Origin of the sequence: Burkholderia sp. Ac-20392, assembly GCF_017104585.1 — a bacterium.
Taxonomy (GTDB): domain Bacteria; phylum Pseudomonadota; class Gammaproteobacteria; order Burkholderiales; family Burkholderiaceae; genus Burkholderia; species Burkholderia lata.
Map to the genome: position 1 here is coordinate 1 of NZ_JAAGPB010000275.1, position 11,615 is coordinate 11,615.

Genomic DNA, 11,615 nt, shown 5'->3' on the forward strand with positions numbered 1-11,615 from the left:
CACCCGCGGCGAGCCCCGCGCCGATCCCGGCGATGCCGCCCGGGTTCTGCGCGGCGAGCGGAATCGCCTGCGCGGTCTGGTATTGCGTGGCGCGAGCAAGATCGCCGGCCATCCCCGCGCCGATCCGCAGGTCGAGCGCCTTCTGCAGCTCCGCCGGCAGCGACACGCTTTCCACCGCGAACGCGTCGAGCGCGAGGCCGTAGCGCGTGAACACCGGCACCAGCGCCTCGGCGACGCGCTGCGACAGCAGCGACTGGTTCGCGGCCATGTCGACGAACGGCACGTCGGCCGAGCCGAACGTCGTGCTCATCGCGGTGACGACCAGGTTGCGCAGTTGCTGTTCGAGATCGTCGACCGTGTACTGCGCGCGCGTGCCGCTGACCTCGCGATGGAACGCGCCCGCGTCGACGATCCGGTACGAGTAGATGCCGAACGCGCGCACCTGCACGAAGCCGAATTCGCGATCGCGGATCGTCACCGGCTGCGCGGTGCCCCAGCGCCGGCCGAGCTGCAACCGCGTGCTGAAGAAATAGACGTCCGACTTGAAAGGTGACTGAAAGAGTTTGTCCCAGTTCTTCAGGTACGTGAGCACCGGGAGCGTGTTCGTTTCCAGCGTGTACAGCCCCGGCTGGAACACGTCGGCGACCTTGCCTTCGTTCACGAAGATCGCGACCTGCGTTTCGCGCACGGTCAGCTTGCCGCCGTACTGGATTTCCTGGTCTTCCATCGGATAGCGCCAGGCCAGCACGCCGTCGGTGTCTTCCGTCCATTGCAGGACGTCGATGAACTGCTTGCGGATGAATGAACCCAGACTCATGTCGGTCTCCTCGAAACGCGTGGCGCGTCAGGTCAGGCAGGCGGCATTGATGATGCCGACGACGAGCGACGCGGTGCCCATCAGGCCGCCCATCGCGACGTTGCGATCCTCGATCGCGTGATTCATGCCGGGCATCAGGCGCGTCAGCGCCGCATAGGTGATCAGTTGCACGGCCATCGCACCGACCGCCCAGATCACGACTTCGCCGAGCGTGGAATTGTGCGCGATGCTGGACGCGAGCGTCAGGCAGAAGCCGATCAGCGCGCCGCCGAACGACAGCGTCGCGGCCGAGTTGCCGTCGCGGATCAGCGCCAGTTCGTCGAACGGGGTGACCTTCAGGTACACTGCCGCGAACACAAGAAGCAGCACGAACGCCGACAGTAAATGAACCGCATAGAGATAGGCACTATTCATTCTTTCCCTCGGATTTTGTGCTCGGTTCGCCGCCCCGTCGCCAGCCGGCCCGCGCAGGGCCAGCAGACAAAATGCCGCGCCAGTATATCCACATTGCCGACCGCTGCACAACGGACGCACCATGCTGCATAGGCGCGCGCTCGTCCTGTCGATTCTCGTGCTCGCGTCGTGCGGGCTCGGCTACGAACTGATCAGCAGCGCGCTGTCCAGCTACCTGCTCGGCGATTCGATCCTGCAGTTCTCGTCGGTGATCGGCTGCTACCTGTTTGCGATGGGGATCGGCTCGTGGCTCGCGAAGTTCGTCGAGGACGACGACGTGCTCGACCGCTTCGTCGACATCGAGCTGCTCGTCGGCCTGCTCGGCGGCGTGTCGGCCGCGCTGCTGTTCGCGGTGTTCGCGTGGCTGGCCGCGCCGTTCCGCGCGGCGCTCTATGCGCTCGTGCTGGCGCTCGGCATGCTGATCGGGATGGAGATCCCGCTCGTGATGCGCGCGTTCCAGCAACGGCGCCAGGCATTCCGCCATACCGTCAGCGAAGTGCTGACCTTCGACTATCTCGGCTCGCTCGCCGTGTCGCTGATCTTCCCGCTCGTGCTCGCACCGCGCCTCGGCCTGCTGCGCACCAGCTTCCTGTTCGGGCTCCTGAACGCGTTCGTCGCGCTGTGGACCACGCACCTGTTCCGCGACGAGATCCGAAACGTGCGCGGCAAGCTGATGCGTGCGTCGCTCGTGATCGGGCTGCTCGTCGCCGGCTTCGCGCTGTCGGACCGCATCACGCACTGGGCCGAACACGGCGTGTACGGCGACGAGACGATCTATTCGGAGACGACGCCGTACCAGCGCATCGTGCTCACGCAGTGGCACGACGACATGCGCCTGTACCTGAACGGGAACCTGCAGTTCTCGTCGCGCGACGAGCATCGCTATCACGAGGCGCTGATCCACCCGACGATCGAGGCGCTGCCGTGGGCGAAGCGCGTGCTCGTGCTCGGTGGCGGCGACGGCCTCGCGGTGCGCGAGCTGCTCAAGCACCGCAACCTCGAACAGATCACGCTCGTCGATCTCGATCCCGCGATGACGAAGCTGTTCTCGACGTCCGCACCGCTCGTCAAGCTGAACCAGGGCTCGCTGAAAGACCCGCGCGTGCACGTGATCAACGACGATGCGGTGCGCTGGCTCGAATCGAATGCCGACGTGTACGACGCGATCGTCGTCGACTTCCCCGACCCGACCAACTTCGGGCTCGGCCGGTTGTATTCGGTGCCCGTGTTCCGGCTGCTCGCGCGCCACCTGTCGGAGAACGGCTATGCGGTGATCCAGTCGACGTCGCCGTATTTCGCGCCGCACGCATACTGGACCATCATCGCGACGCTGCACGAAGCCGGGCTCAACACGTGGCCGTACCACTGCTACGTGCCGTCGTTCGGCGACTGGGGCTTCGTGATCGCCGGCAAGCGCCGCGACTTCACGGTGCCGACGCACTACTCGGTGCCCACGCGCTGGCTCGACGCGCAAACGGCCGCCGAGATGTTCCACTTCCCGGCCGACATGCCGGCGCTGCCGATGTCGCCGAACGAACTCAACGACCAGCCGCTCGTGCGCCGCTTCGACGACGACTGGAAACATGTGCTGCGCTGATGGACCGCCGCACGTTCCTCGTCGCGTCGGCGGCCGCGTCGCTCGCCGCCTGCGGACGCACCGGCTGGATCGAGACGACGCCGCATGTCGGCTACCCGGGCATGCGCGAAGGCCATGCGCTGCGCGACCATGCGACGCTGCCGCCGCCGTCCGGCACGATCGAGACCGACGTCGCGATCCTCGGCGCGGGCGCGGCCGGTCTGTCGTGCGCGTGGCAGCTCGCGCGCGCGGGACACAAGCGCTTCACGGTGCTCGCCGGCCCCGAATTCGGCGGCAACGCGGCCGGCGGCCGCTTCGGCGATCTCGGCTACCCGAAAGGCGCGCACTACCTGCCGCTGCCGTCACTCGAATCCACGCATCTGCGCGACATGCTCGCCGATCTCGGCGTGATCGAATCGGCGCCGTTCTCCGCGCGCCCGGTGTACGACGAGCGCGTGCTCGTCCATGCGCCCGACGAACGGCTCTTCATCGCCGGACAGTGGCAGGACGGCATCGTGCCGACGGCCGGCCTCGGCGCCGACGAACTCGCGCAACAGGCACGCTTCTTCGCGTACACGGACGGGCTGCGCACCGCGCGCGGCGCCGATGGCCGCAAGGTGTTCTGCATCCCGGTCGCGGAATCGTCGCGCGACCCGCGCTGGCGCGCGCTGGACCGGCGCTCGTTCCGCCAGTGGCTGCTCGACGAGGGCTACACCGCGAAGGCGCTGCACTGGTACCTGAATTACTGCTGCCGCGACGACTACGGCGCCGGGTACGAGCACGTATCCGCATGGGCCGGCCTGCACTATTTCTCGTCGCGTGGCGGCCACGCGGGCGATGCGAGCGACGGCGCGGTGCTGACCTGGCCCGACGGGCTGCACACGATGGTGACGAAGCTCACCGACTCGATCACCGCGCGCACCGGCTCGAACGCGTGGTCGCGCGACGGCTTCGCAGTGCGCGCGACCGAACGCGCGGGCGGCGTCGACGTGCTGTGCGCACGCATCGGCAACGACGGCGCGCTGTCGACGTTCATGCTGAAGGCGAGGCGCGTCGTGAGCGCGATGCCACTGTTCGTCGCGACGCGCGTGTTTCCGCAGCTTGCCGCGTACGGCTTCGACCCCGCGCGCGATCTGCCGCCGCGTGCGCCGTGGCTCGTGTCCAACTTCATGCTCGACGGCATGCCGGCCGAAGAAGCGGGCGTGCCGCTCGCATGGGACAACGTCGTCTACGACGGCGCGGGGCTCGGCTATGTCGTGTCGACGCACCAGTTGATCCGCATGTCGCCGCCGACGCGCTCGGTGTTCTCCGCGTACCAGGCGTTGAGCACGCAAGCACCGGACGACACGCGTCGCTGGCTCGCGCAGGCCCAACCCGACGCGTTGCGCGAACAGGCGGCGATCGACTTGCAGGCCGTGTATGGGCGCAATCTGTGGAAACACGCGTCGGCGCTCGAGATCACCGTGCGCGGTCACGCGATGGCGACGCCCGATGTCGGCTTCCTGAGCCGCCCTGGGCTGCTCGCGCTGCGCGATGCCGACGGCCCCGTCGTGTTCGCGCATGCGGACCTGTCCGGGCTGTCGCTGTTCGAGGAAGCGTCGTACTGGGGCATGCTTGCGGCCCGGCGCGTGCTGACCTGACGGCCGCCGTCCGTCATTGCGGCGCCGCCGCCAACCGCTATAATCGCGCGACATTCCGACTGCATTGAGCAGGCCGACGGTGACGCGCCGTCCGACGCGCCGTATGCCCTCCTCGACAACAACAATGACGAACCGAACCATCCGACGCCTTCGCCCGTTCGTGCGCGCCGCCGCGCGCGTGCTCGCCTGCGCCCCGCTGCTCGGCGCACCGCTGGCGCTGCATGCGGCCGACGCCGCGCCCGCCTCCGGGCGCTACATCGTCGTCGACACCGGCCATACGCCGGCTCACCCGGGCTCCACCGGTGCGAGCGGCCGCGTCGAGTACCTGTACAACCTCGACCTGTCCGCGGCCGTCGCCGAAAAACTCTCCGCGCATGGTGACCGCGTGCTGCGCACGTCGGCCGACGGCCGCGAGATCGCGCTCGACCAGCGTTCGACGCAGGCGCCCGACGCGAACCTGTTCGTGTCGATCCATCACGACTCGATGCAGCAGCAGTTCATCGACGCCGGCCGGCAGCGCGAATTCCGCGGCTTCTCGGTGTTCGTGTCGGAACGCAATCCGCACTACGCGGCAAGCCTGCGTTGCGCGAAGGCGATCGCCGAGCGGCTGGTCGCGTCCGGCGAGCGGCCGTCGCTGTATCACGCGCAGCCGATCCGCGGCGAGAATCGCCCGCTGATCGACCCTCAACTCGGCATTCACCGCTTCGACGATCTCGTCGTGCTGCGCACCGCACCGATTCCGGCCGTGCTCGTCGAAGCCGGCGTGATCGTCAATCCGGATGAGGAAGCCCGGCTTGCGCGACGCGAGACGATCCAGAAGCTGTCCACTGCGATCGCGGGCGGCATCGACGCGTGCACGGCACCGCAATAAACAACGACAAGGCCCGTCGGGCCCAACGGTTTTCACCCAGTCAGGAGCATCACCATGAAAATGAAGAATCTGCTCGCATCCTGCGCCCTGCTCGCGCTTGCCGCTCCGTTCGCCGCACACGCAGCCGGCTGCGCGAAGCCGCACAGCGCGTTCGACCAGGTGTACTGCAGCAGCACGCAGTTCTCGCAGACCGACCGTGACCTCAACGACGAGTACGGCCGCCTGCGCAAGCAACTGAGCAGCGACCAGCAGGCGACGCTGAAGGCTGGCCAGCTCGCGTGGTTGAAGCAACGCGACGCGCAGTGCAGCGAGACGCGCAACAACGGCTACCTCGTGGATCTCCAGTGTGCGACCGACATGACGCAGTCGCGCCTGTCGTTCCTGCGTGAACGTGAACGTGAGTGCACGAGCACGGGTTGCGTGACGTCGAAGCTCGGCGACTAAAGGCGTCGCACGTGCCGCGCCGCGAACCGTTTCGCGACGCGGCGCTTCATGCCCTTGCGAACGCTCCGTTTCGGCACCGTAAAAGGAGTGGCGATGCGACATGAATTCTCCGAAGTCCTCAACGATCTGGTCGACTATTTTCTCGTCGGCGATCTCCTGCTGTTGAAGCGCTTCAAGGAACGGCACGAGTTGCCGGACGACGTCGCGACCGCGTTCACGACGAGCGACAGCGGCGACCGCGCCGTGCTGGAAGGCGTCGTCATTCCGCTGGCCGGCATCGAGAACCATCCGTACACGGTCATCTTCACGCTGGACGACGCAACACCCGAATTGCTGAAGACGGGAAGCCGCCTGCAGCACCGGCGCGGCGGGTACGTGCTGCGCGTCGAACATCGTTCGATCATGCTCTATACATGGCGGATTCTCGAACGCTTCACCGATGCAACGGTCAATGCGCTGCTCGCGCGTTACCGAGAACCGGGCCGGCCCGTGATTGAGATCGACAACGGCTGGTATGAAGTCGAGATTCTCGGTGGCGAAGTGCCGCGCAACGGCTGGTTCGAGCCTGCGTTCGAATTCGTGCTGACGAAAACCGACGTACCGGACGACGCATCGCGGGTGGATATCAACTACCGCTTTGCGATCGACAGCAGCCTGGATCCGGCGCAATGAATCCGGCAACCACGCACGACGACTTCATGGCGTCTTGATGCGCACTCCGTCCACCCCATTTCGATGGATCCCCGGAAGCGGATGCTCCCCTTCCGCATTGGCCAGGCTACGAGCGGCATTTCCGCGCCCCGGCAAGCCGATGGGCGAAGCATGGTTCATGGGGGAATCGCGACTAATGTTCGCGGAGTTGCAAGGCGATCTGCAATCCATCGACATCACGGAGCTCGATACGCCGCTCGAAGAAATCGTCGTCGGCACGACCTCGTTCGGCCCGGGCGACGAATGGCAGTCGTGGTACCACTACTTGCTGGCGCAACTGATCTCGCGTAGCCACGACGGACAACGCCACGAGCTTCTGGCGTGGTTGATCTCCGGGTTCATTGCGCAGCACCCCGATGAACTATCGCTCGAACCGTACCAGGGGTTTCGCCGTGATGTCCTCGATACGCTCGGGCAATGCCTGATGGACGCCCGATGCTGGCCGTCGGGCACACTCGATACGACAGCATGCTTCAACCACGATCACGAACAGTCGCCCGGTACAGGCGACTGGTTCAACACAAGCGGCAAATTCTCGTCGTCGATGTTCCTGTGCATCAAATACCTGGATACGTCGGAAATTCATACATGGCTGACATCAGTGCTGAGCATTGACGATCCGCGCTGGCGCGCGCAGCTCATGCTCTGGTTTGTCGGCGCGAACGACATGCTCTCCGGTCGTATCAGGTATCCGTCGGAATTCAGCTCCACCGACTACCCGCGGATCGACTGGCAGGGGTGCCGCTGCCTGACCGGCTCGCCCGGCAGCCACGCCGCTGTGCATGATTTCATTCCTCCCGCGCGTCGCGAGGCAACAGTCGACACGTTGCGATCGTTCATGACCGAGGCCACGTTTCTCGCGTGGCTCCAGTCGCTTTGCAAGTACGATCGTGTTGAAAGCGAACTGGGAGATCTACCGTATCGGTTCTATTCTCTTTACGGTGCGCCCCATTGAACACGATGAACATCGACATCCGCCCTGCCACGCCCGCCGATGCCCCGGCCATCGCCGCCATCCACGTCGCATCGTGGCAGGCCACCTACCCGGGCATCATGCCGGCCCCGTTCCTCGCCGGCCTGTCGGTCGAAAAGCGCACCGCTTCGTGGCGCCATGCGCTCGACGCCGGACGGCCGCGTGTCGCGCTCGCGTTCACCGAAAGCGAGCCCACCGGCTGGATCGCCTACGGTCCGACGCGCGACACCGACAAGGATCGCACCTGGGGTGAAATCGAAGCGATCTACCTGCATCCCGCGCATTGCGGGCAAGGCGTCGGCGCGGCGCTGGTCGACCATGCATGCCATGCGCTGCATGACACGGGCCATGCGTGGGTCTCGCTCTGGGTGCTGTTCAAGAACCGTCGTGCCCGGGCGTTCTATGAACGCGAAGGCTTCGTCGCCGAAGACGACATCAAGACGTTCGAGATCGAAGGCGCGCCAATCGAAGAATTGCGCTACTGGCGCGCATTGCCGAAGCAATTGTCATGACGGCATCGCACCGTCCGCCGAAAGACGCATCTGCATCAACTGCAGCAACTCGCGGATCTTCGCATTGACCGAATTGCGGCTCGAATAGGCGCCCAGCAATTCGAGCGGCGCCGGCGTCATCTCCAGCGGCACGCGCACCAGCCGCCCGGCGGCCAGCTCGGCCGCGCACCCGCGTTCGACGAGAATCGCGAAGCCGATCCCGTTCACCGCCGCCAGGCCCGCCATCTCGCCGCTATTGACGCGATACCGGCTCGCGACCGGAATCTTGTGAATCCGCCCGTCGTCGTCAGCGAACTGCCACGGCTGCCCTTTCAGCGTGCTCAACGTCGTGATGCACGGCAATTGCCTGAGCTGCTCCGTCCGGGTCGGCATGCCCGTGCGTTCGATCAGCGACGGCGCCGCCACGACGACGCTCGGCAAGCTCACGAGCGGCCTGACGACGAACGCACTGTCGTCCAGCTTGCCGCGACTGACGATGATCGACAGGTCGATATCGTCGCGCAACGTCGAGACGCCCGCGAGACTGGTATCGCAGTCGATTTCGACACGCGGATGGCGGCTCGCGAATTCCGCGACGATCGGCCCGAGCATGCGCGGCCCGATTTCGCCGGGCACGCAGAGCCTCAGCACGCCACGCAACTCCGTTTGCTGCGAGGTCAGTTCGAATTCGGCAAGCGTCAATGCATCGAGCATCGGCTTCGCGCGCTCGTGCAGCAGGCGCCCGGCCTCCGTCATGCGAAGGTGTCGCGTGCTGCGCTCCAGCAAGCGCACACCGAGCCTCGACTCCAGTTGCGCCACATGGCGGCTCACGTTGGAACCCGGTATCGACAGCACACGCGCGGCGCCGGCAAAGCTGCCTTCGTCGACGACCGACACGAACACGCGCACCGCGTTCAGATCCAGCTTGCTGCGCATCATTATCCCGTTTGAGGTATTAAAGCTCGCCGTTTTTCACGGCTTATCCCGTTCGCGACCGTAATTTACGATGCGGATCCAGTCAAGGCGTGGCCGCTGACGCACACACCCGCGACGACGCGAGCACGCGCAAATACCTACGGGAGCAACAACATGGATATCGCCATTCTCGGCGCCGGCGTGGCCGGCATGAGCACCGCGCTCGCGCTTGGCCGGCAGGGGCACCGGATACGGCTCTACGAACGCAGGCCGTCCGAGACGACGATGGGCGCCGGCGTCGTGTTATGGCCGAATGCCGGCTTCGTGCTCGAGCAACTCGGCCTGCTGCCGGACATCGTCGAAGTCAGCGGCCACCTGCGCGCAATGCGGTGCATGGATCGGCACGGCACCCCGTTCAAGCGTGTCGACATCGGCGAACTCGATCGCTACATGGGGTTTCCAACGCGCTCGATACTGCGGCGCGACCTGCAGGCCGCGCTGGCGCGGCACGTCGCCGCTCACGACATCGAAGTCTGCTTCGGCCACTGCGCGACAACCATCGACACCGGCATCGACGGTCGCGCTGTCGTTCATTTCGACAACGGCGCGACGATCACCCCCGATCTCGTGATCGGCGCGGACGGCCGCATGAACTCCGTCGCACGACGCCATGTGGTCGGCGACGCCACCCCCGTGTATCAAGGATTCGTCAACTGGATCGGCGTGGCGCAGAGCGATGTACCGCTGGTCGACGACGTGTCGATATTCGACTACTGGGGCCAGCGCGAGCGATTCGGCATCGTCGCGCTGGACCGGCATCGCATTTACTGGGCCGCAGCCCGGGCCGAAGCTGAAATCGACCATCACGACAACGACGATGCGGCGCCGGAAGATCCCGGCCCGCTGCTCGAACGGCTCTTCGACGGGTGGCCAGCACCCATCGCAGACGTCATGCGCGCAACGCAGCCGGGCACGATCGCGAAGATCCATGTGCACGATCTCGACCCTGTCGATGTATGGCATCGCGGCAATGTGCTGCTGATCGGCGACGCCGCGCACGCGCCGCTCCCCACCTCCGGACAGGGCGCGTGCCAGGCGCTCGAGGACGCGTGGCATCTCGCCCGCTGCCTCGACGAGCATGGAAAGAACAACGACAGTGACCTCGACGCTGCACTCGCGTCGTTCACGCAGCGGCGCAGCCGGAAAACCGCGGCGATCACGCTGCGCGCACGCGAGTTCGCCCAGCGGCTATTCGGCAACGACACGTACGCAGCCGCGCAGGCGGTCGATCCGATCGCCGAAATCGAAGCGCTCGCGAATACGTGGGGGGCGGGCCTGCCGATGCCATCACTGCGGAATCGATAGGCCTTGATGATGGTGCGTTACGCCGGGAAGTCGTGTCGTTCGATGAACCGCGCACGACTTCCCGAATCGTCCTGACGCAGCCGTTCAGGCGAAACCGCGCGTCTTCCCGCGGCCGCCGACCGTCATTGCGCGCGCGCCTTGCCGACTTGCTCGGCGGTGACCACGCCTTGCTTCGAGCCGAAGTGACTCAGCACGAAGTTCGCGACCGCCGCGATATCGGCATCGCCGTACGCGGCACCGAAACCGGGCATCTGCTGCGTGCGGCCGCCGACGGTCAGGCTGGTGCCGTGCAGCAGCACCTGGACGAGCGCCGCGCCGGACGGGTCGTTGACCGCATGCGCGCCGACGAGCGACGCATACTCGCTCTGGCGACCGGCGCCGTTCCACTGGTGACAGCCCGCGCAGTCGCCGGCAAAGAGCCGCTGGCCACGCTCGAGCGCCTGCGGCAGCGACGCCGCGCCCGGCAACACCGCGTTCGACGCACGCGCGGCGGACGGATCGAGTTCGATCTTGCCCGTCTGCCCGCCCGTGACCGGACTCACGCTGCGCAGGTACACGACCATCGACGCGATGTCGTTCTGCGTCAGGTACTGCAGGCTATGCTCGACCACGTCCGCCATCGGGCCGGCCGCCGAGCTGCGTCCCGGTGCGTGGCCGCGCGACAGATATTGCGCAATCTGTTCGTCGGTCCACGAACCGAGGCCGTATGCCTGGTCGGACGTCGTGTTGTAGGCCTTCCAGCCTTCGATGTCGGCACCGGACAGATAGTCGCGCGACTTCATCGCGAAGCCGACGTTGCGCGGCGTATGGCATTCGCCGCAATGGCCGAGCGCGCCGGCCAGATAGGCGCCGCGATTCCATTCCACGCTCTGCTTCGGATCCGGCGCGAAGCGCTGCCCGCGGAAGAACACGGCGTTCCACGCGGCCAGGCCCCAACGCTGGTTGAACGGGAACGACAGGTCGTTTTCGGGCGGGGCCTGATGCACCGGTTCGAGCGTCATCAGGTACTGCCGGATCGCCAGCACGTCGTCGCGACTCATTTCGGCATACGACGTGTACGGCATCGCCGGATACAGATTGCCGTGCGAACCCACGCCTTCGCGCACCGCGCGAACGAACGCGTCGTCCGACCAGTTGCCGATGCCGGTTGCCTTGTCCGGCGTGATGTTGGTGGAATACAGCTGCCCGAACGGCAGCTTGAACGGCCTGCCGCCGGCGTAAGGCGTGCCGCCCACGGCCGTATGGCACGCGACGCAATCGGCAGCCTTCGCCAGATACTCGCCGCGCGCGAGGGTCGCAGGCAGGTCGGCCGGCGTGCCGGCGACCGGCGGTTGGGGTTCGGTGCCGGCGGGGGTCAGC

12 protein-coding genes are annotated in these 11,615 nt (G+C 66.3%); 8 read left to right on the forward strand and 4 right to left on the reverse strand.

Annotated elements, in window-relative coordinates:
- Together G3N99_RS25335 and G3N99_RS25340 are read right to left on the reverse strand one after the other, a co-directional pair.
- The coding region (locus tag G3N99_RS25335; RefSeq protein WP_206123763.1) for an SPFH domain-containing protein at positions 1-817 on the reverse strand (817 nt) is incomplete at its 3' end.
- A 27-nt stretch (positions 818-844) separates the two neighbouring features.
- The gene (locus tag G3N99_RS25340) at positions 845-1,231 is read right to left on the reverse strand and encodes a DUF350 domain-containing protein (RefSeq protein ID WP_129515440.1); all 387 of its coding nucleotides are present in this window, start codon (positions 1,229-1,231) and stop codon (positions 845-847) included.
- Positions 1,232-1,352: 121 nt separating this feature from the next.
- On the opposite strand from G3N99_RS25340, the gene G3N99_RS25345 reads away from it, so the two are divergent.
- From G3N99_RS25345 to G3N99_RS25375, 7 genes are all read left to right on the forward strand, one after another.
- The gene (locus G3N99_RS25345; protein ID WP_174936946.1) at positions 1,353-2,867 is read left to right on the forward strand and encodes a polyamine aminopropyltransferase; all 1,515 of its coding nucleotides are present in this window, start codon (positions 1,353-1,355) and stop codon (positions 2,865-2,867) included.
- The gene (locus G3N99_RS25350) at positions 2,867-4,486 is read left to right on the forward strand and encodes an FAD-dependent oxidoreductase (RefSeq protein WP_206123764.1); all 1,620 of its coding nucleotides are present in this window, start codon (positions 2,867-2,869) and stop codon (positions 4,484-4,486) included. Before G3N99_RS25345 ends, G3N99_RS25350 begins: the two co-directional genes overlap by 1 nt.
- A 124-nt stretch (positions 4,487-4,610) precedes the next feature.
- A complete protein-coding gene (locus tag G3N99_RS25355) occupies positions 4,611-5,357 on the forward strand; it encodes an N-acetylmuramoyl-L-alanine amidase (protein ID WP_206123765.1) in 747 nt (248 codons plus the stop codon).
- 54 nt (positions 5,358-5,411) lie between these two features.
- Positions 5,412-5,801 carry a lysozyme inhibitor LprI family protein gene (locus tag G3N99_RS25360; protein ID WP_206123766.1) on the forward strand — a complete coding sequence of 130 codons (390 nt, stop codon included), beginning with the start codon at positions 5,412-5,414 and terminating at the stop codon, positions 5,799-5,801.
- A gap of 93 nt (positions 5,802-5,894) precedes the next feature.
- Positions 5,895-6,473, forward strand: coding sequence for a hypothetical protein (locus tag G3N99_RS25365; RefSeq protein ID WP_206123767.1), 579 nt, complete (start codon positions 5,895-5,897; stop codon positions 6,471-6,473).
- Positions 6,474-6,612: 139 nt separating this feature from the next.
- A complete protein-coding gene (locus tag G3N99_RS25370) occupies positions 6,613-7,467 on the forward strand; it encodes a hypothetical protein (RefSeq protein WP_206123768.1) in 855 nt (284 codons plus the stop codon).
- 5 nt (positions 7,468-7,472) lie between these two features.
- Positions 7,473-7,997, forward strand: a complete 525-nt coding sequence (locus tag G3N99_RS25375) for a GNAT family N-acetyltransferase (protein ID WP_206123772.1) — start codon at positions 7,473-7,475, stop codon at positions 7,995-7,997.
- On the opposite strand, the gene G3N99_RS25380 is transcribed toward G3N99_RS25375, so the two are convergent.
- Positions 7,992-8,912 carry a LysR family transcriptional regulator gene (locus tag G3N99_RS25380; RefSeq protein ID WP_206123769.1) on the reverse strand — a complete coding sequence of 307 codons (921 nt, stop codon included), beginning with the start codon at positions 8,910-8,912 and terminating at the stop codon, positions 7,992-7,994. The genes G3N99_RS25375 and G3N99_RS25380 overlap by 6 nt on opposite strands.
- Before the next feature lie 153 nt (positions 8,913-9,065).
- On the opposite strand from G3N99_RS25380, the gene G3N99_RS25385 reads away from it, so the two are divergent.
- Positions 9,066-10,256, forward strand: coding sequence for an FAD-dependent oxidoreductase (locus G3N99_RS25385; protein WP_206123770.1), 1,191 nt, complete (start codon positions 9,066-9,068; stop codon positions 10,254-10,256).
- A gap of 122 nt (positions 10,257-10,378) precedes the next feature.
- Here G3N99_RS25385 and G3N99_RS25390 read toward each other — a convergent pair.
- On the reverse strand, positions 10,379-11,615 hold a 1,237-nt coding region (locus G3N99_RS25390), incomplete at its 5' end, for a cytochrome c (protein WP_206123771.1).

What these genes read in the sequence shown, in the direction of transcription:
- G3N99_RS25340 (WP_129515440.1), bottom strand. Translation starts at nt 1,231, where the DNA reads ATGAATAGTGCCTATCTCTATGCGGTTCATTTACTGTCGGCGTTCGTG.
- G3N99_RS25345 (WP_174936946.1), top strand. Translation starts at nt 1,353, where the DNA reads ATGCTGCATAGGCGCGCGCTCGTCCTGTCGATTCTCGTGCTCGCGTCG.
- G3N99_RS25350 (WP_206123764.1), top strand. Translation starts at nt 2,867, where the DNA reads ATGGACCGCCGCACGTTCCTCGTCGCGTCGGCGGCCGCGTCGCTCGCC.
- G3N99_RS25355 (WP_206123765.1), top strand. Translation starts at nt 4,611, where the DNA reads ATGACGAACCGAACCATCCGACGCCTTCGCCCGTTCGTGCGCGCCGCC.
- G3N99_RS25360 (WP_206123766.1), top strand. Translation starts at nt 5,412, where the DNA reads ATGAAAATGAAGAATCTGCTCGCATCCTGCGCCCTGCTCGCGCTTGCC.
- G3N99_RS25365 (WP_206123767.1), top strand. Translation starts at nt 5,895, where the DNA reads ATGCGACATGAATTCTCCGAAGTCCTCAACGATCTGGTCGACTATTTT.
- G3N99_RS25370 (WP_206123768.1), top strand. Translation starts at nt 6,613, where the DNA reads ATGGGCGAAGCATGGTTCATGGGGGAATCGCGACTAATGTTCGCGGAG.
- G3N99_RS25375 (WP_206123772.1), top strand. Translation starts at nt 7,473, where the DNA reads ATGAACATCGACATCCGCCCTGCCACGCCCGCCGATGCCCCGGCCATC.
- G3N99_RS25380 (WP_206123769.1), bottom strand. Translation starts at nt 8,912, where the DNA reads ATGCGCAGCAAGCTGGATCTGAACGCGGTGCGCGTGTTCGTGTCGGTC.
- G3N99_RS25385 (WP_206123770.1), top strand. Translation starts at nt 9,066, where the DNA reads ATGGATATCGCCATTCTCGGCGCCGGCGTGGCCGGCATGAGCACCGCG.